This is a genomic window from Streptomyces sp. NPDC055749 (assembly GCF_053617235.1).
Window position 1 is genome coordinate 66,533 of record NZ_JBSHFH010000032.1, and the last position, 25,613, is coordinate 92,145.

At 70.5% G+C, this 25,613-nt stretch carries 21 protein-coding genes; 12 read left to right on the forward strand and 9 right to left on the reverse strand.

The window, feature by feature from the left end:
• Nucleotides 1–111: 111 nt before the first annotated feature.
• The 7 genes from ACWGO0_RS23380 to ACWGO0_RS23410 all read right to left on the reverse strand — a co-directional run bounded on the left by ACWGO0_RS23380 (nucleotide 112) and on the right by ACWGO0_RS23410 (nucleotide 8,190).
• Nucleotides 112–1,374 carry an ABC transporter substrate-binding protein gene (locus tag ACWGO0_RS23380; protein WP_453538219.1) on the reverse strand — a complete coding sequence of 421 codons (1,263 nt, stop codon included), beginning with the start codon at nucleotides 1,372–1,374 and terminating at the stop codon, nucleotides 112–114.
• Nucleotides 1,371–2,573, reverse strand: a complete 1,203-nt coding sequence (locus tag ACWGO0_RS23385; RefSeq protein WP_453538290.1) for a branched-chain amino acid ABC transporter permease — start codon at nucleotides 2,571–2,573, stop codon at nucleotides 1,371–1,373. Before ACWGO0_RS23385 ends, ACWGO0_RS23380 begins: the two co-directional genes overlap by 4 nt.
• A 13-nt stretch (nucleotides 2,574–2,586) precedes the next feature.
• A complete protein-coding gene (locus tag ACWGO0_RS23390; RefSeq protein ID WP_453538222.1) occupies nucleotides 2,587–3,477 on the reverse strand; it encodes a branched-chain amino acid ABC transporter permease in 891 nt (296 codons plus the stop codon).
• Nucleotides 3,474–4,349: an ABC transporter ATP-binding protein gene (locus tag ACWGO0_RS23395; RefSeq protein ID WP_453538225.1), complete on the reverse strand. Its 876-nt coding sequence runs from the start codon at nucleotides 4,347–4,349 to the stop codon at nucleotides 3,474–3,476. Before ACWGO0_RS23395 ends, ACWGO0_RS23390 begins: the two co-directional genes overlap by 4 nt.
• Entirely contained in the window at nucleotides 4,346–5,209 is an 864-nt protein-coding gene (locus tag ACWGO0_RS23400) for an ABC transporter ATP-binding protein (RefSeq protein WP_453538228.1), read from the reverse strand. Before ACWGO0_RS23400 ends, ACWGO0_RS23395 begins: the two co-directional genes overlap by 4 nt.
• Nucleotides 5,210–5,572: 363 nt before the next feature.
• The gene (locus ACWGO0_RS23405; RefSeq protein WP_453538231.1) at nucleotides 5,573–6,802 is read right to left on the reverse strand and encodes a TetR/AcrR family transcriptional regulator; all 1,230 of its coding nucleotides are present in this window, start codon (nucleotides 6,800–6,802) and stop codon (nucleotides 5,573–5,575) included.
• A gap of 113 nt (nucleotides 6,803–6,915) precedes the next feature.
• Entirely contained in the window at nucleotides 6,916–8,190 is a 1,275-nt protein-coding gene (locus ACWGO0_RS23410) for a PucR family transcriptional regulator (protein WP_453538234.1), read from the reverse strand.
• A gap of 204 nt (nucleotides 8,191–8,394) precedes the next feature.
• Here ACWGO0_RS23410 and ACWGO0_RS23415 point away from each other — a divergent pair, with 204 nt between their 5' ends.
• The 3 genes from ACWGO0_RS23415 (at nucleotide 8,395) to ACWGO0_RS23425 (ending at nucleotide 12,288) form a co-directional block, all read left to right on the forward strand.
• Entirely contained in the window at nucleotides 8,395–9,774 is a 1,380-nt protein-coding gene (locus ACWGO0_RS23415; RefSeq protein WP_453538237.1) for an MFS transporter, read from the forward strand.
• Nucleotides 9,771–10,928, forward strand: a complete 1,158-nt coding sequence (locus ACWGO0_RS23420) for an acyl-CoA dehydrogenase family protein (protein WP_453538240.1) — start codon at nucleotides 9,771–9,773, stop codon at nucleotides 10,926–10,928. Before ACWGO0_RS23415 ends, ACWGO0_RS23420 begins: the two co-directional genes overlap by 4 nt.
• Before the next feature lie 214 nt (nucleotides 10,929–11,142).
• Entirely contained in the window at nucleotides 11,143–12,288 is a 1,146-nt protein-coding gene (locus ACWGO0_RS23425; RefSeq protein ID WP_453538243.1) for a CaiB/BaiF CoA transferase family protein, read from the forward strand.
• A 67-nt stretch (nucleotides 12,289–12,355) separates the two neighbouring features.
• Here ACWGO0_RS23425 and ACWGO0_RS23430 read toward each other — a convergent pair whose 3' ends face one another.
• Nucleotides 12,356–13,531: a thiolase family protein gene (locus tag ACWGO0_RS23430; RefSeq protein WP_453538246.1), complete on the reverse strand. Its 1,176-nt coding sequence runs from the start codon at nucleotides 13,529–13,531 to the stop codon at nucleotides 12,356–12,358.
• A 192-nt stretch (nucleotides 13,532–13,723) separates the two neighbouring features.
• Between ACWGO0_RS23430 and ACWGO0_RS23435 the strand changes: the two genes are divergently transcribed.
• From ACWGO0_RS23435 to ACWGO0_RS23475, 9 genes are all read left to right on the forward strand, one after another.
• A complete protein-coding gene (locus ACWGO0_RS23435; protein ID WP_453538249.1) occupies nucleotides 13,724–14,881 on the forward strand; it encodes an acyl-CoA dehydrogenase family protein in 1,158 nt (385 codons plus the stop codon).
• A 29-nt stretch (nucleotides 14,882–14,910) separates the two neighbouring features.
• On the forward strand, nucleotides 14,911–15,675 hold the full coding sequence (locus tag ACWGO0_RS23440; RefSeq protein ID WP_453538252.1) for an SDR family NAD(P)-dependent oxidoreductase: 765 nt from the start codon (nucleotides 14,911–14,913) through the stop codon (nucleotides 15,673–15,675).
• Between the two features lie 39 nt (nucleotides 15,676–15,714).
• Entirely contained in the window at nucleotides 15,715–16,482 is a 768-nt protein-coding gene (gene fabG / locus ACWGO0_RS23445) for a 3-oxoacyl-ACP reductase FabG (RefSeq protein ID WP_453538255.1), read from the forward strand.
• Between the two features lie 72 nt (nucleotides 16,483–16,554).
• On the forward strand, nucleotides 16,555–18,096 hold the full coding sequence (locus tag ACWGO0_RS23450; RefSeq protein WP_453538258.1) for an AMP-binding protein: 1,542 nt from the start codon (nucleotides 16,555–16,557) through the stop codon (nucleotides 18,094–18,096).
• 12 nt (nucleotides 18,097–18,108) lie between these two features.
• Nucleotides 18,109–18,891, forward strand: coding sequence for an enoyl-CoA hydratase/isomerase family protein (locus ACWGO0_RS23455; RefSeq protein WP_453538261.1), 783 nt, complete (start codon nucleotides 18,109–18,111; stop codon nucleotides 18,889–18,891).
• Between the two features lie 32 nt (nucleotides 18,892–18,923).
• Complete coding sequence (locus tag ACWGO0_RS23460) at nucleotides 18,924–20,045, forward strand: acyl-CoA dehydrogenase family protein (protein WP_453538264.1); 1,122 nt, start codon at nucleotides 18,924–18,926, stop codon at nucleotides 20,043–20,045.
• Nucleotides 20,042–21,022, forward strand: coding sequence for an acyl-CoA dehydrogenase family protein (locus ACWGO0_RS23465; RefSeq protein ID WP_453538267.1), 981 nt, complete (start codon nucleotides 20,042–20,044; stop codon nucleotides 21,020–21,022). Before ACWGO0_RS23460 ends, ACWGO0_RS23465 begins: the two co-directional genes overlap by 4 nt.
• 26 nt (nucleotides 21,023–21,048) lie before the next feature.
• Complete coding sequence (locus ACWGO0_RS23470) at nucleotides 21,049–22,962, forward strand: alkyl/aryl-sulfatase (RefSeq protein ID WP_453538270.1); 1,914 nt, start codon at nucleotides 21,049–21,051, stop codon at nucleotides 22,960–22,962.
• 89 nt (nucleotides 22,963–23,051) lie between these two features.
• Nucleotides 23,052–23,450: a hypothetical protein gene (locus ACWGO0_RS23475; RefSeq protein ID WP_453538273.1), complete on the forward strand. Its 399-nt coding sequence runs from the start codon at nucleotides 23,052–23,054 to the stop codon at nucleotides 23,448–23,450.
• Between the two features lie 118 nt (nucleotides 23,451–23,568).
• Here ACWGO0_RS23475 and ACWGO0_RS23480 read toward each other — a convergent pair whose 3' ends face one another.
• Complete coding sequence (locus ACWGO0_RS23480) at nucleotides 23,569–25,461, reverse strand: hypothetical protein (protein WP_453538275.1); 1,893 nt, start codon at nucleotides 25,459–25,461, stop codon at nucleotides 23,569–23,571.
• Between the last annotated feature and the right edge of the window lie 152 nt (nucleotides 25,462–25,613).

Consider the following 25,613-nt stretch of genomic DNA (forward strand, 5'->3'; position numbering starts at 1 on the left):
TTCCGTAACCCGGCGCCGCGTTCGTATGTGCGCGTAGCTTCCCCTGGAACGCGGCACGACGGCACGGGAGCCCATCGGCTCCCGTGCCGTCGTGTCACGCGTACCGCTGTGTCAGCTGCCGTGCGAAGCGAGGTACTCGGCGAGTGCCGGGTCCTCGGCGCCGTCCTGGATCTGCTTCATACCGCCCGGGACACCTGCCGCAGGCTGCCCGATGTACGTGGTCGTGCTGGACGCCTTCGACGGGTCCGAGAAGTCCTGCGGCCCGTGGAAGCCCTCGGAGTACGCGGTGAGGCCGCGCAGCGCCTTGTTGATGCCCGCGCGGCTGAGGTCCTTCGCGTCGCAGGCCGCCTTCAGCGTGCCGACGAGCAGTGAGCCGGCCGCGTTGCCCGCCTGGGCCGCCTGGTTCACCGGGTCCTTCGGGTACGCCTTGGTGTAGTCCTCGACGAGCTTATTCACCGAGGGGTCGTCGACGCTCAGCGCGGGCCAGGGACTGGCCACGTACAGCATCTTCTCCAGCGCGGGCTTCGCGGGCGTGGCCAGCAACTGCGGAACATAGGCGGGCGCGCTCGCGAGGACCGGGACCTTCAGACCGGTGGCGGCGGCGACGCCCACGAGGGACGCCGTCTGGGCCGGGACCCCGCTGAACACGATCGCCTTGACGCCGGCCGCGCGCAGCGCCGTCACCTGCGCGGTCAGGTCCTTGTCGGTGGGCTTCACGGTCTGCGCGACGAGCTTCAGCCCGGCCTTCTCAGCGGCGAACTTCGCGCCCTCGGCCGCGTTGCCGCCGTACTCGCCCTCGACGTAGACGTGGCCGACCTTGTCGCCCTTCCTCAGCTTCGCGGCCTTCACGAGGAAGCCGACGCCGTTGACCATGTCGATGTCGTACGTGCTGGCCATCAGCCGCAGATGGGGCTTGCCGAGCACGGTGCCGGAGGCTCCGATCTGGATCGACTGGAGCTCGTCCTTCTCGATGCTGTCGAGCAGCGCGGCGGTCTGCGCCGAGCCGCTCAGCTGGGCGAGAGCGGCGACCTGCGGCTCGATCTCCGCGTAGGCGGAGACGGCCTTCTGCACATCGAGCCCGTGGTCGCGCACGGTCAGCTCGACCGAGCGTCCGCACACGCCGCCCGCTGCGTTCACCTGCTTCAGGTACAGCTGCTCGGCCTGGAGCGCGCTCTTTCCGAGCGGGGCAACCGGGCCACTCAGGTCGGTCAGGACGCCGACGCTGATCTTGTCCTTGGTGATGCCGGGGCCGGTCTTGATGCCGGACTTGTCGGTCGATCCGGTGGAGTCTCCGGCCTTCGTGCTGCAACCTGCCAGGACGATCGCGATCGAGGTGGCCAGGGCGGCGGCTCTGAGGGTGTGCCTGCGGTTCACGGTGTGTGCTCCTTGAGGGTGTCGCCGCCGGTGGTGGCACCGGCGGAAGTCGGGGAGAGGGGTACGGCGGCGGCGGGAAGGGGCCGCCGCGGCCAGGGCACCGCGAGGCGGCGCCCTGCCCTGCGGGGGCCGCGGCCGAGCCCGATGAGTCCGGCCGGGGCGAAGACCAGGGTCAGGACCAGTGCGGCGCCGTAGAGGAACCGCGCGGCGTCCGCGGAGCCGAGACCCGGCTCGCCGGAGCCCGCGGCCACGACCAGCGGCAGCGCGTAGGCGTAGTGGGCGAGGAGCTGGGGGAGCACGCTGACGAACACCGCTCCCAGTGCGGCGCCCGCCACGGAACCGAGGCCGCCGATCACGATCATGGCGAGCATGTCCATGGACAGCAGCAGGCTGAAGTAGTCCGGCACGACCCGCTGGGAGGCGAGGGCCAGCAGTGCGCCGGCGGCGCCCGCGTACATCGACGAGACCGTGAAGGCGGCGGCCCGGTAGCGCGCGGCGGGCACCCCCATCACGGCGGCGGCCACCTCGCTGTCGCGCAGCGCGCCCAGCGCGCGGCCCGGCCGGCCCCGCTGCATGTTCCGCGCGGCCACGGCGGCCACCAGGACCAGCACCAGGCCGAAGTACCAGAGCCGCTCCAGCCCTCCGAAGGGCACGCCGAGCACCGTGAGGCCGTCGTCGGCGTCGCCGAGGCTCAGGCCGAGGATCTCCATGTCGGGCACGGTCCGGCCGTTGAACCCGCCGGTGTACGACTCCGCGTTGAGCATCGCGTGGTGCCCGAAGAAGATGAGGGCGAGCGTCGCCACACCCAGGTACATGCCGCGCAGCCGGCCCGATACGGGGCTGAAGGCCGCGCCCGCCACACCGGCGAGCAGCACCGCCGCGACGAAGGCGAGCACCGGTGGGAGTCCGACGCCGGACAGCTCGGCGGCGCCGGAGCTGTGGGCGTCGTCGGCCAGCCAGGTGTAGCCGTAGGCCCCCACCGCCAGGAAGAACGCGTGACCGAGGGAGAGCTGTCCGGCCGTTCCGACGAGGATGTTCAGACCGATGGCGGCGATCACCGCGACCATCGCGAACAGGCCCGTCTGGAGCCAGAACGACGATACGTACAGGGGAGTCGCGAGCAGCAGCAGACCGCAGGCGAGAGCGGCGATCCGACGGGGGCCGGTGGCGGGCAGTCCAGGCACCAGGCCCCTGCGGATCACTGATTTCGTGTCAGACACGGGCGGTCTCCTTGGCTCCGAGCAGGCCTTGCGGGCGGGCGATCAGGACCAGCACCATCACGGCGTACGGCACCACCTCGGCGAGTCCGGAGCCGAGCCCGCTCAACTGCTGCTGGTATCCGGTGGCCAGTGCCTCCGCCATGCCGACCACCACGCTGCCGAGCAGCGCGCCGCCGACCGAGCCGAGCCCTCCGAGTACGGCCGCGGGGAAGGCGGCGAGCGCGATCTGACCGGTGGTCCGGTCGATGCCGGTGCCGGGGAACGCCGCGAGGAAGACGGCCGCCACGGTGGCCAGCACGCCCGCCAGCATCCAGGCGCTCATCCGCAGCCGGTTGCCGCGGATGCCCATCAGCGCGGCGGCCTCGGCGTCCGAGGAGTGGGCGCGCATGGAAAGGCCCCATCCCGTCCACCGGAAGGCCACCAGGAACGCGCCGACGAGGAGCACGGCGACGAGCAGGGAGTACACCCGGGCCTGGGCGACGGTCACGCCGCCCAGGCTCACGACATCGGCGCCCCAGGGGTCTCCGGTGCCGAGTACGTCGCCGCCGATGCGGCGGGCGAGTTCGGTGAGCAGGAGGATGTCGATGCCAATGGTGAGGATGGTGGGCACGGCAGGTCCGTTGGCCTTCGCCACCCGGCGGAGCACGAGCGCTTCGAGCGCCGCGGCGCCCGCCGTCCCCGCGGCGGCGACGGCGAGGGCGCCGGCGAAGCCGAGGGGCTCGTGGAGGACGGCGACCAGGTATCCGCCGAGCAGCAGGAGCGAGCCGTGGGCGAAGTTCACCGCACCGGACGCCTTGAAGACGAGACAGAATCCGAGAGCGACGAGGGCGTAGACCGAACCCAGGGCCATGCCGTTGAACAGTGTCTGGACAAGGGTGTTCATGGGGCTTCCTCCACATGCGGGGCGCCCGGTGCCGGGACGGTTGCGGGGGCCGGGGCGGGAGCACCGCCGAGATACGCCCGGACGACCTCCGGATCGCGCTGGACGGTTTCCGGCGAGCCGCCGCCGATGCGCCGGCCGAAGTCGAGGACGGTCACCTCGTCCGCCATCCGCATGACCATGCCCATGTCGTGCTCGACGATCAGCACGGAGATGCCGAGGGCGTCCCTGATCTGCGCGATGGTGCGGGCCATGCCGAGGCGTTCGGTCGTGTTCATGCCTGCCACGGGTTCGTCCAGAAGCAGCAGCCTGGGCTCCATGCACAGGGCCCGCGCCAGTTCCACCCGCTTGCGATCGCCGTAGGACAGCAGCGTGACCGGTGCGTCGACGAGAGCACCCAGACCGGTGAACTCGGCGATCTCCAGGACCCTTTCGCGGTGGCGGCGCTCTTCCCGCACCACACCGGGAAGGCGTAGCGCCGTTGCTGTGAACCCGGCGCGGGTCAGGGTCTGACGGCCGAGCATCAGGTTGTCCGCGACCGTCCCGCGGGTGAGGACGATGTTCTGGAACGTCCTTGCCACGCCCAGGGCAGCGATCCGGTGCGGCGGCAGGGCGGTCAGCTCCGCCTCGCCGAAGCGCACGCTGCCGCTCGCCGCGCGGTAGACGCCGGACAGGACGTTGAAGCAGGAGGACTTCCCGGCCCCGTTGGGACCGATCAGCGCGTGGACGCTGCCCGGCTCGACCGTGAACCCGACGCCGTCCAGGGCCGTCAGCCCCGCGAAACGTACGGTCACGTCCTCGACGGTCAGCGCGGGCACGTCGTCCGTGGGCACCGGGCCGGGGGAGCGGACCCCGCGCAGGAGATCGCGGATCACCGGCGCCACCTGCTCAGCGAAGCGACGGGCTCGCCCGCCGTGTGAGCGGGTACGTCGTCGTCGCCCTCGGTCTCCGGCTGCTCACCGAGGTAGAGGCGGCGGACCTCGTCGGAGCGTGACAGCTCATCCGCGGGGCCCTGGAGCCGGACCCGGCCGACGTCCAGGACGTACGCGTGGTCGGCGAGTTCCAGCGCGAGCGCGGCGTTCTGCTCGACCAGCAGGACGCCGGTGCCCTGCTGGTGGATGTGCCTGACGACCTCGGCGATCCTGGCGACGATCAGCGGCGCGAGCCCGAGGGACGGCTCGTCGAGGAGCAGCAGCCGGGGCCGCGCCATCAGGGCCCGGCCGATGGCGAGCATCTGCTGCTCGCCGCCGGAGAGCAGACCCGCGGCCTGTCCCCGCCGCTCGGCGAGGACGGGGAAGAGTTCGAAGACCTCCGCGAGGTCCCGGCGGGCGTCGTCGCGGCCAAGACCGGAGACGCCGAGCCGCCCGGCCCGGAGGTTGTCCGCCACGGACAGTCCGGCGAAGACGCGGCGGCCTTCCGGCACCTGCACCACACCGGCGGCGACGATGTCGGCGGCCGGACGGCCGGTCAGCGGCGCCCCGTCGAAGACGACGGAACCGCTGCTGACGCTGCCGGAGTGCAGGGGCAGGGTGCCCGATACGGCGCGCAGCAGGGTGGACTTGCCGGCGCCGTTGGCCCCGAGCATCGCGACGATGCCCCGGGCGGGAACAACGAGCGACACCTCGTGCAGCGCGGTCAATGACCGCCCGTACACCACGGAGAGGTCCTGGATCTCCAGCGTGCCGGCCGTCGCGGCCGGTGGCGGCGACGGGGGATGGGATGGGGACGAGCTCATGCGGCCCGCTTTCGTCGACGGAGCGAAGGGTGAGGCCGGCCGCGCTGGTGTGGTCGTCGCGTGGAGCCGCGGTGAGGGCTCCCACGGAAGCGGGCGATCCGATCCGGTCGCCTCGCGTCCCAACGGGCCGGAGGGCCGCAGCATGCGTCGCGGGCGAGCACCGCGTCCAGAGGTGGACGGGCCCGCGGGGGCAGGACGCGCCGATCGTGTGACGGCTCCCTCGCGGGGCCCGCGCGGATGGGACGGGACACAAGGTCACCGAGTTGTCATGAAAATGGCCGGACAGGCTTGATTTCCAAGCCTGTCCGGCCATTGAGGACAGAGTGCGGCCGAAGGCCGCGCAAGAGGGCGGAAGGCCCGGTCCTACACCGCGGACCCGGGAACGCTCTCCGCCAGGAGCAGCGCGGTGCCGATCTCGGCCAGCCGCTCGGCGAGGTCCGGCCGGGCGCCCGTGGCTCCCGTACGGGCCGCGTTGTCGACGACCGTCAGGACGGCGATGACGACGATCCTCGCCTCGGGGGCGTCGAGTCCGGGCCGCACCTCGTCGAGCAGGCGCACCCACAGCGCGAGGTACTCGCGCTGGGTCTGCCGGGCCAGCTTGCGTTCCTTCTCGGGCAACTGGTCCAGCTCGCCGATCAGCAGGCCGATCAAGTGGCTCTGGCCGGTGGCGAACTCGATGTACGAGCGCAGCAGCCGGTCCAGCGTCTCGCGCGGGGTGCCCGGCGCGGACAGCGCGCGTGCCGTGCCGGCCCGGCGCTGCTCGCCGCCCCGCATCACGCCGGCGACCAGCAGGTCGGTCTTGGTGGGGAAGTGCTTGTAGATGCTGGGGCCGGATGCCCCGGCGGCCTCGCCGATGTCGTCGGTGCTCACCGACTGGAAGCCCCGCTCGTCGAAGAGCCGGATCGCCTCGACCAGGATCTCCTCGCGCCGCGACATCGCGAGGCCCGCGTACCCGCCGGCGGACGGCTCCTCCGCTTCGGCCTGCCGGGTGCCGAGCGGGCAGTGCGTGGCGGCGTACGCGAGCCGGTACAGCAGCTCCTCGAAGCGGCGGCGGGGCAGCGATGTCCGGTGCCAGGAGATCGATCCGTAGACCGCGAGGACGGCCCAGGCCAGCAGCTTCCGGTCGGGGTCGTCGAGTTCGGGGCGCTCGGCCCCGATCAGGGCGCCGATGCCCTCCGCGACATCGCTCAGGGCGTGGCGCTGTTCGTTGCGCCGGTCCTCCGGCAGATTGCGGGCCTCGCGCTGCCACAGGACGGCCGATCCCCGGCGGTCTATGGTCTGGGACGCCGTGGAGCGGAGGTAGGTGTCGAGGTCGGGTGCGGATGCCACGGATGTGGAGATGACCGAGATCGTGCTGTCCACGACGTGGAACAGCAGGTCGGGCTTGCCGCGGAAGTGCCGGTAGAGCGCGGGGGCGGTGATCCCGACCTCGGCGGCCACATCGGCCACTGAGACGTTGTGATAGCCCCGTTCACGGAACAGCTCGGACGCGGCGGCGACGATTTTGGCCTTGCGGTCCGGGGGCCTGCGCGCGGCCGTCCGCCGTTTCGGCTCCTCGGTCTGCATCCGCGCTGGCCCCTCGCTGTCGGTCACCTGGGAAAAATACAACATCGGGAGCGGCCTTGTGATCACTGGCTCACTGTGTGAGCCCTCGGTCAAGGTTCCCGAAGCGGGCGAGTCGTACCAGCAAGTAAATGTTCGCTCACTCACTCGGTCCGCTTCTGCGTGAGCCGGTGCGACTCCAGCGCGAACGACAGGTCGACCACGTCGCGCGGCCTGGTCAGCAGGCGGCCCGTGAGCCGTTCGAGGCGCCGCAGCCGGTTGAGGACGGTGTTGCGGTGGCAGTACAGCCGCCTGCCCGCCTCCTCCGTCGAACCCTGGCAGTCCAGCCATGCACCCAGGGTGGCCAGGAGATGATCCCGTTCGGCCGGGTCGGTGTCCAGTACGGGGCCGAGCACCTGGGCCGCGAACTCCTGGGCGAGGTCCGGGCGGGCCAGGATGAACGCACCCGGCAACCGGTCCGCGAGGCGGGCGAGTTCGCCGTCCGACGTACAGGTACTCAGAGCGAGCTCGGCGAATTCCCGGGCGCGTCCGATGTCGACGAGACCGTCCACGACGGTGCTGATGCCACCGCGTACCCCGGCGGCCGCCGGGCCGGCCGATGCGATCGCCGCGGCGAGGTCGTCCACCGAGCGCTCACCCAGCAGCGCCACGACGGCCAGCCCCGTTTCCTGGGGGCACCAGTGCAGCTCCATGCCGTCGAGTGCTTCGCGAACCGGCGCCGTCACGGGCCGCTCCGCCCCGGGGCCGGTGAGCAGCGCCACGGCGTACCGGCCGCGCGGCGGCAGGCCGAGCGCCACGGCCACGGCCGAGACGCGGGTCGCATCCGTGTGCCCGCGCAGCAGGGCCTTGAGCAGCGGCAGCTGCTTGCGGCCATGGTCCTCGGGAAGCCGCCCGGCGGATCGTCGGTACGCCTCGACCGCCAGCGCGGTGTCCCTGTCGACCCGCGCCCAGACGTCGGAGGCGGCGAGCGCCATCGCATGGCCCTCGTCCGGGCAGTCCCGCATGACCAGGGAGACCAGCGTGTCCCAGACCTCCACGCCGCCGATGCGATAGGCGTGCAGCACCGCCTGGAGCGGAACGCCCTGCTCGGCGCGCCTGCCGCCCATGTGCCAGGCGTACTCGCCGGACTCCGCCATGCGGTCCTGTTCGAGCATCCCGCCGACGAAGCATTCCAGTGCGGTGTGGGCGGACTCCCGCAGGTCGGGAGGGGTGAGCAGCGGATTCCCGTAGTACGAGTTGGCACTCAGCAACTGCGTGAGTGCCGACTCGGCGAAGGCAGGAATGCGGTGCTTGAGCAGCCCGGCCGCATGGCGCAGCACACGGGAGGGGGCCTCCTTGGGCGGTTCGCCGGGAAGCTCGGGGAGCCGGTACAGGGGGCGTGGCGGCCGGGCCGACAGGCCGGTGTGCGGCTGGTTCATGGTCACCTCCGCGTGCGGGGCGCCCGCCGGGCGGCGGTCGTCGCGGTCCTGCCGCCCGAGTGCGGGAGGACCGAGACCTGCCAAGTTAAAGACAAATCACTCATGCGTCCAGTGTCAGGAACTCTCTGGTTCAACTCTTGCCTGCGCAGGTTAGGGGTGATTCACTTCGTGCCACAGTGGACCGCCGGACCAGGGAGTGCCGACATGGTCGTCGATCAGCAAGAAGCGGACGGTTCCGCCGCCGTGGCCGAGCCCGCGACCCGCAGTACCTCCACGAGGCGCAGAGCGTGGGTCGTGCTCGGCCTGCTCGTCTGTCTGATGCTCGTCAACTACGCCGACAAGGTCGTCGTAGGACTGGCCGGTGTCGGAATGAAAGAGGAACTGGGCCTGAGCGACGCCCGGTTCGGAGTCGTACAGAGCAGCTTCTTCTGGCTGTTCGCCGTAGGGTCCGTCCTCGGCGGCTGGCTCGGAGGCAAGGTCCGGGCGCGCTGGCTGCTGGCCGGTATCGCCGCGATATGGGCGCTCAGCCTCGCCCCCATGGCCGCGCAGGTCGGCTTCACGACGATCGTCGCCTGCCGCGTACTCCTCGGCTTCGCCGAGGGGCCGACGACCGCGCTCGCGATGCAGGTGGCGCACTCGTGGTTCCCCGCGCACAAGCGGGCGATACCCAGCTCGATCGTCGTGGCCGGTGCCGGTATCGGGCCGCTCATCGCCGCTCCCGTGCTGACCTGGGTCATCCTCACGTACTCCTGGCACACGGCCTTCGCCGTGCTCGCCGTCTGCGGCGCTGTGGTCGCGGCCCTGTGGCTGATCGGCGGCGACTCCGGTCCGGAGACCGCCACGGCCGGTCACGGTCACGGGGCCGAGACCGACGCCTCGGCGCCGGTTCTGCCCGAGCACGTCCCACTGCGGCGGCTGTTCTCCACCGGGACGCTCATCGGCATGGCGCTGCTGTTCTTCGTCGCGTACGCCAACACCTCGGTCAAGGTCAGCTGGCTGCCGCTGTACCTGCGCGAGGGGCTCGGATACGACGCCACGACGGCGGGCAATCTCGTCGCGCTGCCCTATCTCGGCTCCGCGATCGCGGTGGTCCTGGTCGGTGTCCTCTCCAGCGCCATGACCCGCCGCGGCATCGGCAGCCGGATCACCCGGGGCATCCTGCCGGGCGCCATGGTCCTGGCCTCGGGCGTGTGCACCATCGCCTTCTCCTCACTGGACCGCGGTGTGCCGCAGATGACGCTCCTCGTCCTCGGTTCCTGTCTGAACTCCGCCGGCTACGGCGTGGCCTTCGCCGGTCTCGCCGATGTCGCCCCCGCGAAGCAGCGAGGCACGGTCTTCGGGATCGTCACCGGCATCTACAGCCTCGGCGGGGTCGTGGCCCCCCTGGTGATCGGCAAGCTTGTCGACGCCGGGGACTCCGTCGCGCGCGGTTACGGAGACGGCTTCCTGCTCCTCGGGATCACGATGATCATCGGGGCGTTCGCCGCCCTTCTCCTGATCGATCCCCGGCGCGACGCGGCCAAACTCGCGGCCGAGCGCTCACCATCCCACCCTCATTCACCGAAGGACAGCACAGACAAATGAAGCGCACCCTCTACACACAGGAGCACGAGGACTTCCGGGCGATGATCCGGGAGTTCGTGGCCAAGGAGGTGAAGCCCCACTTCGAGCAGTGGGAGCGGGACAACCTCGTCGACCGCGACCTCTTCCGCAAGCTGGGCGCGCTGGGCGTCATGGGCTTCGACATCCCCGAGGAGCTCGGCGGAGCCGGAGAGACGAGCTACAAGTACCAGGTCGTCATCAACGAGGAATGCGCGCGCGCCGCGGTCTCCTTCGGCCACTACGGCGTGTCCACCGGCATCGTGCTGCCGTACCTGCTGAACCTCGCGTCGGACGAGCAGAGGAAGCGCTGGCTGCCGGGCGTCGCCTCCGGCGACATCATGCTCTGCATCGCAATGACCGAGCCGGGCACGGGCTCCGACCTCGCGGGTATCCGCACCACGGCCAAGCTCTCCGAGGACGGTACGCATTACGTCCTCAACGGCTCCAAGACCTTCATCACCGGCGCCCGTAACTCCGAACTGTGCGTCGTCGCTGCCCGCACCGCCCCGGCCGCCTCCGAGGACCGCCGCCACGGCCTCAGCCTGCTGGTCGTCCCGACCGACAGCGAGGGCTTCGAGTACGGCCGCAAGCTGGACAAGATCGGCCTGAAGTCCTCCGACACCTCCGAGCTGTCCTTCACCGACGTGCGCGTCCCGGTCGAGAACCTGCTCGGCGAGCAGGACAAGGGGTTCTCCTACCTCGGCCAGAACCTGCCCCGCGAACGGCTCTCGATCGGTGTGGGAGCTGTCGCCACCGCCACCGCGGCGATCGAGTTCGCCCGCGACTACGTGCGCGAGCGCCAGGTCTTCGGAAAGCCGGTGGCCGCCTTCCAGAACACCAAATTCGTCCTCGCGGAGTGCGCCGCCGAGGTCGAGGCACTCCAGGCCATGGTCGACAAGGGCATCGAGCTCGACGACCTGGGCGAACTGACCGGCGCCGACGCCGCCAAGATCAAGCTGTTCGGCACCGAGGTCGCGGGCCGTGTCATCGACAAGTGCCTCCAGCTGCACGGTGGTTACGGATACATGCTGGAGTACCCGATCGCCCGGCTGTACGCGGACACGAGGGTCTCGCGGATCTACGGCGGCACCAGCGAGGTCATGAAGACCATCATCGCCAAGGACCTCGGCCTCTAGGGCCTGTCCGGCGGATCAGGGTCGGATAGGGCGCGGCGTCTGGTGCGGTGCATCGCAAGGCGCCGGAGCGTCTCGATAGCGGAGCTATTGGGGCGTTTCGGCAACGCCGCGAGGTGCCGTGCCAGGCGTCGCGACCCCGGCCATGATCCGCCGGACAGGCCCTAGCGCCGGCCGGTTCTTCCTCTCCCACCGTCGTAAGGAAACAGAGCGCCGCGTGAGTACCTCAACCGCCCCCGCCGCCGGACCGCTGTCCGGTATCCGCGTCGTCGAGCTCGGCGGCATCGGGCCCGGCCCCTTCGCCGGGATGCTCCTGGCCGACCAGGGCGCCGACGTGATCCGTATCGACCGTCCCGCCGAGGCCGGAACCACTTCGAAGCATCCGATTCTGCACCGTGGACGCCGCTCGGTGACCCTCGATCTGAAGGACCCGGCGAGCGTCGAGGCCGTCCTCGCCGTCATCGACACCGCCGACGCGCTCATCGAGGGCTTCCGACCCGGCGTCGCCGAGCGCCTGGGCCTCGGCCCGGACGCCTGCCTGGCGCGCAACCCCCGGCTCGTCTACGGCCGGATGACCGGCTGGGGCCAGGACGGACCGCTCGCCCAGGCGCCGGGACACGACATCAACTACATCGCGGTCGCGGGCGCGCTCGGCGCGCTGGGCGCGGCCGACGAGAACCCGCCCGTACCGCTGAACCTCTTCGGCGACATGGGCGGCGGCGGCATGCTGCTCGCCCTGGGCATCACCACCGCCCTGGTCAGCGCGCAGCGCACCGGCCTTGGCCAGGTCGTCGACGCGGCCATGACCGACGGCACGGCCGTCCAGCTCGCCCTGATCCACGGCCTGCTCGCGGTGGGCCGCTGGGAGGACGCGCGCGGGGTGAACCTCTTCGACGGCGGTGCCCCCTTCTACCGCACCTACCGCACATCGGACGGCTGCCACATGGCGGTCGGAAGCGTCGAGCCCCAGTTCTACGCCGTACTCCTGGACGTACTCGGCCTGACCGGCGACCCGCTGTTCGCCGAGCAGCACGACCGGAGGAACTGGCCGGCCATGTGCGTGCGCCTGGACGAGGTCTTCGCGGACCGCACCCGCGAGGAGTGGACCGCGGCCTTCGACGGCACACAGTCCTGCGTCACACCCGTGTACGGCCTCACCGAGGCCGCCACGCATCCGCACAACGTGGCGCGCGGCACGTACTACACGGAGAACGGCCTGCTCCAGCCTGCCCCGGCACCGCGCTTCCAGGGCACCCCGGCCGCCACCCCGCTGCCCGCCCCTGTCGTCGGCGCGCACACCCGGGAGGTCCTGGCGGAAGTCGGCCTGGACGCCTCGGTGATCGACGGCCTCGCGGCACGCTGAACACGACGGAGGGGGTGCTGCCCGTCCGGGCGGCACCCCCTCCGTCGTGCGTGGTGGAGCGGTGGGATCAGAGCAGTTCGAGGATGGTCGCGTTGGCCATGCCACCGGCCTCGCACATCGCCTGGAGGCCGTAGCGGATGTTGTTGTCGCGCATGTGGTGGACCAGCGTCGTCATCAGGCGGGCGCCGGAGCCGCCCAGCGGGTGGCCGAGCGCCATGGCGCCGCCGAGCGGGTTCATCAGCGCGTAGTCGGCGCCCGTCTCCTTCAGCCAGGCAAGGGTGACCGGGGCGAACGCCTCGTTGATCTCGAACGCGCCGATGTCACCGATCGAAAGGCCGGAGCGCTTGAGCGCCTTGGCGGTCGCCGGGGCCGGGCCGAGCGCCATCGTGACGGGGTCGGCTCCGGCGAGGACCGCGGTGTGCACCCGGGCGAGCGGCGTCCAGCCGTTGCGGCGCGCGATCTCGCTGGTGGTGACCAGCAGCGCGGCTGCGCCGTCGGAGATCTGCGAGGAGTTCCCCGCGCTCACCACGCCGTCCTCCAGGAACGGCGTCTTCAGGGTGGCGAGCTTCTCCAGGGTCGACCCGCGGCGCACACCCTCGTCGGTGTCGAAGACCCGCGCGGTGCCGTCCGCGCCGGTCACCGTGACCGGAGTGATCTGCGCGGTGAACCGCCCCTCGTCGAGGGCGCGCGCGGCGCGCTCGTGCGAGTCCAGGGCGTGCTGGTCGAGCTGCGCGCGGGTGAAGCCGTACTGCGCGGCGATCAGCTCGGCGCCGACGCCCTGGTCGAACTCGCCCTGCCCGTCGGGGAAGTAGCGCGCGAGGACCTTCGGCCCGTACGGCTGACCGGCCGCCTGGACGCTGCGGGCCGAGCCCATCGGCACCCGGCTCATCGACTCGACCCCGCCCGCGACGGCGATGTCGTACTGACCGGCGATGACCAGACCGGCGGCGAAGTGCACGGACTGCTGCGATGACCCGCACGCGCGGGAGACGGAGACGCCGGGCACGGACTCGGGCCAGCCGGCCGCGAGCGCCGCGAAGCGGCCGACGACCCCGGCCTGCTCCCCGACCTGGGAGACGGTCCCCCATACGACGTCGTCGACCGTGGCGGGGTCGAGGCCGGTGCGCTCGGCGAGTGCGGTCAGGACATGGGCGGAGAGATCGACGGCGTGGACACCGGCGAGGGAACCGCCGCGCTTGCCGACTGGCGTGCGTACGGCTTCGACGATCACTGCGTCACGCATGGGCTGCTCCTGAAGGAAGGGGTGAGGGTTCACGGGTCCGCGCGGGGCGCGAGCGCGGCAGAAGTAGCCACTAAGTTATTCCAAGCTAACCTCGCTGTCCAGGTTGAATCTGGCTGGCTCAGTCGCTTGACACCAGGGAAAACGAGCAGGAAAGTGAAGACTCGCTAACCCAGGATCAGGAGAGAGGCAGTCATGCCGCGCACGGTATTCAACGAGGAGCACGAGGCGTTCCGGCAGGTTGTCCGGGAGTTCCTGGCCAAGGAAGCGGTCCCGCACCTCCAGGACTGGCTGGCGGCCAAGGCCGTCTCGCGCGACTTCTACCGCAAGCTCGGCGAGCTCGGGATTCTCGGCATCGAGGTGCCCGAGGAGTACGGCGGCGGAGCCGAGAGCGGCCACCACTTCGGCGCCGTCTTCGCTGAGGAGGTCGCCCGTGCCGGGGCGACCGTCGGCACCGCCATGACCCACGCCAACATCATCCTTCCGTACCTGCTGCACTTCGGTACGGAGGAGCAGAAGCGGCGCTGGGTCCCGGGCTGCGCCTCCGGCGACATCATGCTGTCCATCGCGATGACCGAGCCCGGTACCGGCTCCGACCTGGCCGGCATCCAGACGAAGGCCGTGCTTTCGGAGGACGGCACCCACTACGTCCTCAACGGCGCCAAGACCTTCATCACCGGCGGCACACAGTGCGACCTCGTCCTGGTGGTCTGCCGCACCTCGCCCGCCCCGGCCGAGAACCGCCGCAAGGGCCTGTCGATCCTCGTCGTGGACACCACGAGCGAGGGCTTCGCCGTCGGCCGCAGCCTCGACAAGATCGGCCTGCACGCCTCCGACACCGCCGAACTCTCCTTCAGCGACGTCAAGGTGCCGGTCGAGAACCTCCTCGGCGAGGAGGGCGAGGGCTTCTTCTGCCTCGGCCGCAACCTCGCCCGCGAACGCCTCGTGATCGCCGTCCAGGCCGCCGCCGCCGCGGACGCCGCCGTGCGCTTCGCCAAGGAGTACACCCAGGACCGCACCGTCTTCGGCAAGCCGGTGGCGTCCTTCCAGAACAGCAAATTCGTGCTCGCCGAATGCGCCACCGAGGCCGAGGCCGCCCGCCTGATGGCGTACGAGGCGCTGGAGCGCGACGCGCACGGCGAACTCACCGCCGACTACGCCGCGATGGCGAAGCTGCTCTGCACCGAGACCGCGAGCCGCGTCATCGACAAGTGCCTCCAACTGCACGGCGGATACGGCTACATGCTCGAATACCCGATCGCCCGCCTGTACGCCGACACCCGCGTGATGCGCATCTACGGCGGCACCAGCGAGGTCATGAAAACCATCATCGCCAAGTCCATCGGCCTCTGACCCCACCACACGGAAGAACAGGAACAGCCATGCAGATCAACGGAGTTTCCGCTGTCGTCACCGGCGGCGCGTCGGGCCTCGGCCTGGCCACCGCCAGGCGCCTCGTCGAGCAGGGCGCACACGTCGTCCTGCTCGACCTGCCCACCTCCAACGGCGAGCAGATCGCCAAGGAACTCGGCGAACGCGCCCACTTCGTCGCCGGTGACGTCCGCAGCGCCGACGACGCCGCCCGCGCCGTCGCGACCGCTGCCGCCCAGGCGTCCCTGCGCATCACGGTCAACTGCGCCGGGCTCGGCAAGGGCGGCCGTACGGTCAAGCGGGACGGAACGGCGTACGCCCTGGAGGACTTCGAGTTCGTCGTCGGCGTCAACCTCATCGGCACCTTCAACGTGCTGCGCCTGGCCGCCGCCGAGATGTCGAAGACCGAAGAGGTCGACGGCGAGCGCGGTGTCATCATCAACACGGCGTCCGCCGCGGCCTTCGAGGGCCAGATCGGTCAGTGCGCCTACTCCGCGTCCAAGGCCGGCATCGTTGGCATGACCCTGCCCATCGCCCGCGACCTCGCCGCCGCCAGGATCCGCGTGATGACCATCGCCCCGGGCCTCTTCTCCACCCCGCTCCTGAACAAGAAGCCGCAGGAGTTCCTCGACGCGCTCGGTGCGCAGGTGCCGCACCCCTCGCGTCTCGGCGACCCGGCCGAGTTCGCCCACCTGGCGACGTCGATCATCGAGAACCCCATGCTCAACGGCGAGACGATCCGCCTCGACGGCGCCATCCGCATGGCCCCCAAGTAGACCGTCCCCCTCTCCCGCTTCTTCCTCATGGAGACAGCCGTGTCCGCAAACAGCTCCGCCCAGAAGGTCGCCGTCGTCACCGGCGCCGCCCGGGGCATCGGCGCCTCGATCGCCGCGCGCCTGGCCGGTGACGGCTTCGCCGTCGCCGTCCTCGACCTCGACGAGGACGCCTGCGCGCGTACCGTCGAAACGATCGGGAAGGACGGTGGCCGCGCACTGGCCGTCGGCTGCGATGTCTCGGACGCCGAGCAGGTCGAGGCCGCGGTCGCCAAGGTCGCCGCCGAACTCGGTGCCCCGGCGGTGCTGGTGAACAACGCCGGCATCATCCGCGACAACCTGCTCTTCAAGATGACCCCGCAGGACTTCGACGCCGTCATCGGCGTCCACCTGCGCGGCGCCTTCCTGATGGCCAAGGCATGCCAGAGGCATATGGTCGACGCCAAGTGGGGGCGGATCGTCAACATGTCCTCCGCCGCCGCTCTCGGCAACCGGGGGCAGGCCAACTACTCCTCCGCCAAGGCCGGTCTGCAGGCCCTCACCAAGACCCTGGCCATCGAGCTCGGCCCCTTCGGCGTCACCTCCAACTGTGTGGCGCCCGGCTTCATCGCCACCGAGATGACCGAGGCGACCGCCGAGCGGATGGGCATCACCTTCGAGGAGTTCACCACCCGTTACGCGGCGAACATCCCCGTCCGCAGGGTCGGCGCCCCCGAGGACATCGCCCAGGCGGTCTCCTTCTTCGCACGCGAGGAGGCCGGCTTCGTCTCCGGCCAGGTCCTCTACGTCGCGGGCGGCCCGAAGGGCTGACCGCCCGACGCCGGGTCCGGCCGGGCCTGGGGCCGCCGCATCCTTCGCCAACGACGATGGAGGAACTCCTTCATGGGCCTGCACCTGCCCGACGCCATCCGCCTGCACGCACGTGAGCGCGGCACCGCACCCGCGCTCACGTGCCAGGGCGCCACCCGCAGCTACGCCGAGCTCGACACCCGCTCCAACCGCATCGCCCGCGCGCTGCTCGCCGACACCGCCGCCGGAACCCGCATCGGCCTCCTCGCCAGGACCCGTAACGAAGCGGGCGAGATCCTGACCGGCGCGGCCAAGGCCGGTCTGGTGACGGCGCCGCTCAACTGGCGCCTCGCCGTGCCGGAGTTGACCGCCATCGCCCAGGACGCCGACCTGCGCGTCCTGCTCTTCGAACCGGAATTCCGCAAGGCGGCCGACGCCGTCCACGCGGCCGTGCCGGGACTGCGGCTCGTCGTCATCGGAGCATCGGACGACGAGGACGTTCCCTCGTACGAGAACTGGCTCGCCGCCCACCCCGACGACGACCCGGGCCGCGGCACTGCCGCCGACGCCGACGAGGTGTTCCTGCAGATCTACACCTCCGGCACCACCGGTCTCCCCAAGGGCGTCCTGCTCACGCACGGCAACTTCTACGCCGACGGGACGGAGCTGGAGGAGTACCTCTGGGAAGCGGAGTCGGTTGCGCTCAACGCCCTGCCGATGTTCCACATCGGCGGACTCGGCTGGCTGCGTGTCGCACTCACCGCCGGAGCGAACAGCCTGATGTTCCCCGACTTCACCCCCGGCGCGGCGGCCGAGACCATCGAGCGCGAAGGCGTCACCCACGCCTTCCTCGTCCCCTCGGTGCTGCACATGCTCACCGAACTCCCCGGGATGGAGAAACGCGACTTCTCCCGCCTCACGCTCATCACCTACGGCTCCGCGCCCATCACCCCGGCGCTGCTGCGCCGGTCGATGGAGCTCTTCGGCTGCCACTTCATGGGCAAGTACGGCCTGACCGAGGGCGGTGGCACGGTCACCCAGCTGCCGCCCGAGGACCACGAGGCCGACGGCCCCAAGCAGTACCTGCTCAAGTCCGTCGGCAGGCCCCGCCGCGGGGTCCGGGTCGTCATCGCCGACACCGGGAGCGGCCTGCCGGTCCCGCCGGGAACCGTCGGCGAGATCAGGATCGGCTCCCGCCACAACACACCCGGGTACTGGAACCGCCCCGAGGAGACCGCGGCGCTGTACGACGCCGAGGGCCTGCTGTGCACCGGGGACGGCGGCTACCTCGACCATGACGGCTACCTGTTCATCACCGACCGCATCAAGGACATGATCGTCAGCGGTGGCGAGAACATCTACCCGACCGAGGTCGAATCGGCGCTCGCCGAGCACCCGGCCGTCTCCGAGACCGCGGTCGTCGGGGTTCCGCACGAGGTGTGGGGCGAAGCCGTCACCGCCGTGGTCGTCCTGCGCCGGGGCGTCGCCCGCCCCACCGAGCAGGAGCTCATCGACTTCACCCGGGCGCGCATCGCCTCGTACAAGAAGCCCCACCGGGTGCACTTCGTCGACGAACTGCCCCGCAACCCCAACGGCAAGGTCCTCAAGCGCGAGCTGCGGACCGGCATCAAGTAGAGAGGGACGGCGATGGCCGATCTCGAGTACACGGTCCGCGACGGGATCGCGACCATCCTCCTCAACCGCCCCGAGCGCAAGAACGCCTTCACCATCGACATGGTGCACGCCTGGGCCGACGCCCTGACCGAGGCCCAGCGCGACCCGCAGGTGAGGGTCATCGTCGTCACCGGCGCGGGCGGCTCCTTCTGCTCCGGCGTCGACCTCTCCGCCTTCAAGGGGGAGGAGCGGCCCCCGCTGGGCGAGAAGGAACTGCTCACCCAGAACGTGCACCGGGTCGCGCTCGCCCTCGAGGACATCGACAAGCCGGTGATCGCCGCCGTCACCGGACCCGCCGTGGGCGCCGGAATGGACATGGCGCTCCTGTGCGACCTGCGCTTCGTCGGCCGCGGCGTCCGTTTCTCCGAGGGCTACATCAAGGTCGGTCTGGTCCCCGGCGACGGCGGCTGCTGGCTGCTGCCCCGGGCCGTCGGCACCTCCACCGCGCTGAAGCTGCTGTGGACCGGCGACTTCGTCGGCGCGGACGAAGCACTGCGTATCGGGCTGGCCGACGAGGTGTTCGAGGACGAGGACCTGATGGACGAGGTGTACGCGTTCGCCGCCAGGCTCGCCGAACGCCCGCCCGTCGCGATCCGCACCATCAAGCGTGCCGTCCGCCAGGGCGCCCGCCACGACCTGCGTACCGCCCTCGATCTGATCTCGTCCCACATGGCCGTGATCACCTCCACCCAGGACTCGCAGGAGGCCTTCGCGGCCTTCCAGGAGAAGCGCCCCGGCGTCTTCACCGGCCGCTGACCCTCCACGTCGATACGCCCGGAAAGGCCATCATGGACCACTCCCCAGGAACGGACCGCTGCGCCGAGTTGCGCGAACAGGTCCGTCGATTGACCGCCGAGTGGCGGGAGGCGGGACGCTACACCCCTCGCAGCGACTCCTGGCTGCGCTCCTTCGACCTGGAGTTCAGCAAGGAACTCGCCGCGCGTGGGCTGATCGCCATGACGTACCCGAAGGAATTCGGCGGCGCCGCGCGCACCAACGTCGAACGGCTCGCCGTCACCGAGGAGTTGCTGCGAGCCGGCGCGCCCGTCGCCGCCCACTGGATCGGTGACCGGCAGATCGGTCCGGCGGTCCTTCGGCACGGCACGCGCGAGCTCCAGGAGGAGATCGTGCCGAGGATCGCCTCCGGCGAGGCCGTGTTCTGCCTGGGCATGAGCGAGCCGGAGGCCGGCTCCGACCTGGCATCGGTGAAGACCACCGCGGAGCGGGCCGAGGACGGCTGGCTGGTCAACGGCCACAAGATCTGGACCACGCAGGCCCACCACGCCACCCACGCCTACCTCCTCGCCCGCACCTCGCGCGAGGAGCGAAAGCACGACGGGCTCAGCGAGTTCGTGGTCGACATGGACGCCCAGGGCGTGTCGGTCACTCCGATCGTCGACCTCGCGGGCGAACACCACTTCAACGAGGTGCGCTTCGAGAACGTCTTCGTGCCCGCCCACCGCCTCATCGGCGAGGCGGGCAAGGGCTGGAAGCAGGTCGTCGAGCAGCTCTCCTTCGAGCGCGGCGGCGCCGAGCGCTCCCTGTCCAGCTACCCCGTCCTCGTGGAGCTGATCGCCGAGGCCGCCAGGGAGAAGGACGACCGGGAACTGCACGCACTGCTCGGCTCGCTCGTCGCACGCCTCGCGGTGCTCCGCCGACTGTGCTTCGAGGTCGCCAGTGCCATGGACGAAGGCCAGGCCCCCGTCCAGCAGGCCGCGGCACTCAAGTTCCTCGGCAACGCCTTCGAACACGACGTCATCGAGGCGCTGCGCCGCACCGGCCTGTGCCAGGACCCGGCCTTCGACTCCGTCTTCGGTCAGGCGCTCCTCGCGTCCCCGGCCTTCAGCCTGCGCGGCGGCGCGGCCGAGGTACTGCTCTCCCTCATCGCCCGACAGGAGGCCCGTTCATGAGCCAGTTCGCCGACGAACTGCGGAGCCTGGTCGACGACCTGGCCGCATCCGGCAACCCCGAGTTGTGGGACAGCCTCCGCGAACTCGGCCTGCCACGGGTCGGCATCGACGAGGCCAGGGGCGGCTCCGGCGGCTCCCTCGACGACCTGCTGGTGGTCGTCGAGTCCCTCGCCGGTCACGGCATCGGCGTACCGATCGTCGAGGCGTCCACCGCCGACTGGGTACTCGGCCACGCGCGGGACCTCGACGGGGAACTGACGACGATCCTGCTGCTGAACAAGAAGCTTGACGTGGCGTCAGGAAGTGTCACCGCGGAACTCTCCGCCGTGCCGTGGGCCCGCGACGCGGCCCGGCTCGTGCTCTGCGCGCCGGACTCCGTGCCGCTCGTGGCCGACCTGCGCCACGCCTCGGTGACGGTCCGGCCGGTGGAGAACATCGCCGGTGAACCGCGTGACACCGTCGTCCTGGCCGGCACGCCCGTGGCCGCCCTCGACGGCGCACCCTCCCACGAGACGATCCGCGAGCGGCTCGCCCTCCTGTGGTCGGCTGCCGTGCTCGGGGCCGCCAAGGGCGCGTACCGGCTCACCAAGTCGTACGTCGCCGAGCGCGAACAGTTCGGCGCGCCCCTGCTCAAGATCCCGGCCGTCTCCGTCAACCTGGCCCGGATGCGCGTACAGCTCGTCCAGGCCGATGCCGCCCTGGCCCTGGCGCGCGAGGCCGAACCGCTGAGCGGTGCCGTGGAGATCGTACGCATCACCACGGCCGCCGCCGCCACGGAGATCGCCCAGCTCGCTCACCAGTTGCACGGCGCGATGGGCATCACCGCGGAGTACCCGCTGCACCACCTCACCCGCCGCCTGTGGTCCTGGCGCGACGCCGTGGCGAGCGAGCGCCACTGGGCCGAGAGCCTGGGCCGCCGCACGGCCGAGGCCGGCGAGACCGGCGTCTGGACCCGCCTCACCGCCACCGGCCGATGACCACCCACCGTCAGGAACGAGTCGCCATGCCTTCCACCCCCGAGCTCGACTGGAACGACACCACCGACCAGGCCAACGCCACCCGCGGTCTGATCGACAAACTGGAGCCCTGCGTCGTACGCAACGAAGCGGGCCGGGTCGTCTGGGACAACGACCGCTGGGACTTCCTGAACAAGGACGAGTGCCCCGACACGGTGCACCCGAGCCTGTGGCGGCAGAGCGGAATCAACACCGCGCAGGGCCTCTTCGAGGTCATACCCGGCATCTACCAAGTACGCGGCCTCGACGTCTCCAACATGACGATCATCGAGGGCGACACCGGCCTCGTCGTCATCGACCCCCTGATGTCCAAGGAGGTCTCCGCCGCGGGCATGGAGCTCTACCGCCGCAACCGCGGCGAGCGCCCCGTCCACGCCGTCATCTACACACACAGCCACGGCGACCACTTCGGCGGTGTCCTCGGCGTCACCACCAACGAAGCGGTGGAGAACGGTACTTGCGCGATCATCGCGCCCGACGAGTTCATGCAGCACGCCGTCAGCGAGAACATCTTCGCAGGGCCCGCGATGCTCCGGCGTGCCGTCTACATGTACGGCCGCTCCCTGCCCGCGGGACCCGAGGGCCTGGTCGGATTCGGCATCGCGCAGTCCCTCTCCACCGGCACCGTCGGCCTGATCGCGCCCACCCAGGACATCACGGAGACCGGCCAGGAAGTCGTCGTCGACGGCGTCCGCCTGGTCTTCCAGCTCACCCCGGACACCGTCGTCGACGGCGTCCGCCTGGTCTTCCAGCTCACCCCGGACACCGAGGCGCCCGCCGAGCTGAACTTCTACCTGCCGGACCACAAGGTCCTGCTGATCGCCGAGAACGTCAACCACACACTGCACAACCTCCTCACCCTGCGCGGCGCCCAGGTCCGTGACGCCCACGCCTGGGCGGCGTACATCACCGAGTCGATCCAGCTCTTCCACGAGGCCGAGGTCCTCATCGGCTCCCACAACTGGCCCACCTGGGGCCAGGAGCAGGTGACGCGGATACTCACCGAGCAGCGCGACGCCTACGCGTATCTCCACGACCAGACCGTCCGCCTCATGAACCAGGGGCTCACCGGCCCCGAGATCGCCGAGGAGATCCAGACTTTCCCCGGCGAGCTGGGCAAGGCTTGGAGCGTGCGCGGCTATTACGGCTCCATCAGCCACAACGTCAAGGCGGTCTACCAGCGTTACATGGGCTGGTACGACGGCAATCCGTCCCACCTGTGGCAGCACCCGCCGGTCGAGCAGGCCAAGCGGTACGTCGCCGCGATCGGCGGCGCGGACGCAACGGTCGCCTCGGCCCGCGAGGCGTACGAGGCCGGCGACCTGCGCTGGGCCGCCGAACTCCTCAACCACGTCCTGTTCGCCGAGCCGGAGCACGCCGCGGCGCGTGAGCTGCAGGCCGACACGTACGAGAGGCTGGGCTTCGCCCAGGAGAACGGCACCTGGCGCAACATCTACCTCACCGGCGCCAAGGAACTGCGGGAGGCAGGGCAGGAGATCCGCAAGGTCGGCGCACCGGCCGCGGAGAGCGTTGACATGCTGGCCGCACTCGCGACCGGCCAGATCTTCGAGTCGATGGCCGTACGCCTCGACGGGCCGCGCGCGGCGGAGCACCGGCTGCTGCTCCGCTGGGAGTTCACCGACACGGACGAGGTGTGGACGCTCCTCGTCGGCAACGGCGTCCTCACCCCGATGAAGGGCGACGCGCCCGGCGGGGAAGTCCCTCAGCTGACCCTGCGACTGAAGCGCTCCATGCTCGACCGGGTACTGGCCCAGCACATCACGTTCCAGGAAGCGATCGGCGCGGGCTCCGTGACGGTGGAGGGCGATGTCTCCGTCCTCGCCACCTTCTACGGACTGCTGGAGAAGCCGGCGCGCAACTTCCCGATCGTGCTGCCGTAACGGCCGCACCGCCACCGCACCACCGGAACCGGGGCCCGCGCCATGCGGGCCCCGGTGTTTCTGTGCCCTGAAAGGACACGCGAAGGAACATGACGAGTACGAGTACGAGTACGGACACGGGTGCACCGGCACCGGAATCGACTCCGGACGAGCGGCTGGCCCAGCTCGTGGAGATCGCCGTCGAGGCGTGCCGCGAGGTCGAGCGCGCGGCACGCAGGCTCGACGCCGGGCTGCCCCGCCTGCTCGAAGCCCGCCGCCAGGGACTGCCGGTCGCCGAGCTGCCCGGCAGCGACATGAGCGCGGTCGGTTACGAGTTCGGGTCGGCCCTGAAGACGGTCTACCGGAGCCTGGCCGTGATCCGTAGAGAGCTCTACCGGTCCGCTGTCGACGAGGACGGACTGTCGCTCTCGGAGATGGCCCGGATCTCCGGGAACTCCCGGCAGCGGATCGCGAGCCTCGTGAAGAGGGCACGCGCCGAGGCCGCCTGAGAGGAAACACCGTTTCTTCCCAGGCCCTGTACGACACACACGAAAGTGCCCCTGTCACCGGTGAACGGTGACAGGGGCACTTCGTGTGTGTCTTGCGGTCGGGCCAGGTCGGGCGGGCTCAGAGGCCGATGCCGAGACCCGGGCCCACCAGGACGGCCTTCTTGGCATCCTTGTCGATCTTGTTCTCCAGCGGGGCGCGCAGAGTGCGTGCCGTGCTCTCGGTCAGCTTGTTCAGCGACCAGCCACCGCGGTTCTGCTCGGTCGCCTGGAGGTTGTAGCTGCCGGCCATGCCCGCGAACAGGAAGTTCTTGTCCTCGAAGGGCAGGAAGACGCGGACACCGTGCTGCGTACGGTTGTTGAAGCCGTTCAGCGTCTCGGCGACGGCCGGCTTGTCAGGACTGTCCATGCGCCAGACGTCGCCGCCGCCCATGGATTCGTACAGGGCGGGACCGGTGACCTTCTCCAGCGTGTCGATGGTCGACTGGGAGAAGTCGTACGTGGGACCGGTGGTGAACGCGGCAGGGGTCGTCAGACCCGTGGCGTCCGCGGTGGCCATGTACAGCTTGTCCTTGAACGTGGTGAAGGTCCACGAGTACATGTTGGCCGGGTTGCCGAAGCCGGAGAGGCCGAACTTGGGAGTCTGGCCCAGCTTGTTCGGCTTGGGGCTCCACGTCTTGGAGGCGGGGTCGAAGACCGGGAGCGTCTTCTCGCCGTAGAGCAGGGTGACCTTCTGGTCCGGGGTGCCCGGCTTGGAGATCTTGAAGACCGTCGCGGGGCGGTTCGCCTGCGTCAGGTCACGGATGCGGTCCGCCTCGGCGGCCGGAGTGCCGTACTCGTTCCACACCGACGTGGTGGCGGTCATGCCCGCGTAGTTGTAGCTGCCGACGTACAGGTCGCCGCGCCACTCCTTGATGCCGCCCCAGACGATGGACTTGCCGACCACCGGGTCCGGGTCGTACTGGTCCCAGGAGAAGAGCGACGTCCAGGAGCCGCTGTCGGTGGCGGTCAGACCGCCGGCCGGGATCTCCGGGCTCATCCAGATCTTCGAGGGACCGCCGTAGGAGGCGGACTTCTTCGAGGGGATCACGCCCATCCAGCCGGACACGGCGAGGCGGTTGCCCACGACCGTGATGTACCCGGCGTCGTTGGGCAGGGTGCCGACCTTCTCGAACTGGAAGGGCTCCGCGAGGGTGCCGGTCCACTTCAGGATGCTGCCGCCGAGGCCGGCGACCTCGCCGCCACTGGCGCTGCGGCCCGCGAGGTACAGGTTCCCGTCCGGGCCCTCCACGCCGCCACGGCCGGTGACCAGGTCGGTGCGGAGCTCGGAGCCGAGGTAGCGGCCGGTGCTGCCCTCGAAGGCGAAGAGCGATACACCCGCGCGCGCGTCGACGGCGGTGGGCTGCTTGAGGCCCATCATGAAGACGATGCCCTTGGCCGCGCCGGCACCACGAAGGCCGGTGGTGTTCTGGAACAGCGGGTCGCTCTTGGGCGAGATGTCCTCGGTCTTCTGGGTGTCGGCGTTGACCCGCAGCACCTGCGGCGTACGCGAGTCGCCCAGCTTGGCGCCGAACGTCGGGGCGCCGGAACTCTGCCCGTACTCGCAGGCGTTGACGTCCTTGACCACGTGCGGCGCCGGAGCTTCGGCCGTGAACGTCGAGATGCCGCCGCAGAGCACGTTGGCGAGGGTGCCGAAGTAGGCGTAGTCGCCGGAGCGGGCGGCGGCCCAGACGTAACCGCCGTCGATCTTCGGCTGGTATCCGGTGGGGCAGCTGCCGTCGGTGTTCGGAGCCGTGTGCTCGCCGACGCCCGAGAAGCACTCGTTGACCGAGGCCTGGGCGGTCTCCGACACGTTCAGGATCGGGCCGGTGGAACCATTAATTCCGGCCGTGGTGGTGTCCGCCGCGGAGGCGGGGATGGACGCCACCGAACCCAGGACGGCCGTCATCGCCGTCACCACAGCCAGTCCGACACGGCGCGCGCCGCGAACCTCAGTACGTCTGCCAACAGTCATGAACGGAGCTCTTTCTCTCGTGATTCCGCACCCTTCGCGGATCGATGTGAGGAGTCTGTGAGCGCAACTGGGGGGTGCGGCAAGTGAGATGAGAGAGGGGAGCGAAAAACGCAATGCGGCGGGGCGGGCGGAGTGTGTTCACTCCGCCCGCC

Coding starts and splice junctions, on each gene's coding strand:
- ACWGO0_RS23390 (WP_453538222.1), bottom strand. CDS start 3,477: ATGAACACCCTTGTCCAGACACTGTTCAACGGCATGGCCCTGGGTTCG.
- ACWGO0_RS23400 (WP_453538228.1), bottom strand. CDS start 5,209: ATGAGCTCGTCCCCATCCCATCCCCCGTCGCCGCCACCGGCCGCGACG.
- ACWGO0_RS23410 (WP_453538234.1), bottom strand. CDS start 8,190: ATGAACCAGCCGCACACCGGCCTGTCGGCCCGGCCGCCACGCCCCCTG.
- ACWGO0_RS23415 (WP_453538237.1), top strand. CDS start 8,395: ATGGTCGTCGATCAGCAAGAAGCGGACGGTTCCGCCGCCGTGGCCGAG.
- ACWGO0_RS23420 (WP_453538240.1), top strand. CDS start 9,771: ATGAAGCGCACCCTCTACACACAGGAGCACGAGGACTTCCGGGCGATG.
- ACWGO0_RS23430 (WP_453538246.1), bottom strand. CDS start 13,531: ATGCGTGACGCAGTGATCGTCGAAGCCGTACGCACGCCAGTCGGCAAG.
- ACWGO0_RS23435 (WP_453538249.1), top strand. CDS start 13,724: ATGCCGCGCACGGTATTCAACGAGGAGCACGAGGCGTTCCGGCAGGTT.
- ACWGO0_RS23440 (WP_453538252.1), top strand. CDS start 14,911: ATGCAGATCAACGGAGTTTCCGCTGTCGTCACCGGCGGCGCGTCGGGC.
- ACWGO0_RS23450 (WP_453538258.1), top strand. CDS start 16,555: ATGGGCCTGCACCTGCCCGACGCCATCCGCCTGCACGCACGTGAGCGC.
- ACWGO0_RS23455 (WP_453538261.1), top strand. CDS start 18,109: ATGGCCGATCTCGAGTACACGGTCCGCGACGGGATCGCGACCATCCTC.
- ACWGO0_RS23460 (WP_453538264.1), top strand. CDS start 18,924: ATGGACCACTCCCCAGGAACGGACCGCTGCGCCGAGTTGCGCGAACAG.
- ACWGO0_RS23465 (WP_453538267.1), top strand. CDS start 20,042: ATGAGCCAGTTCGCCGACGAACTGCGGAGCCTGGTCGACGACCTGGCC.
- ACWGO0_RS23470 (WP_453538270.1), top strand. CDS start 21,049: ATGCCTTCCACCCCCGAGCTCGACTGGAACGACACCACCGACCAGGCC.
- ACWGO0_RS23475 (WP_453538273.1), top strand. CDS start 23,052: ATGACGAGTACGAGTACGAGTACGGACACGGGTGCACCGGCACCGGAA.
- ACWGO0_RS23480 (WP_453538275.1), bottom strand. CDS start 25,461: ATGACTGTTGGCAGACGTACTGAGGTTCGCGGCGCGCGCCGTGTCGGA.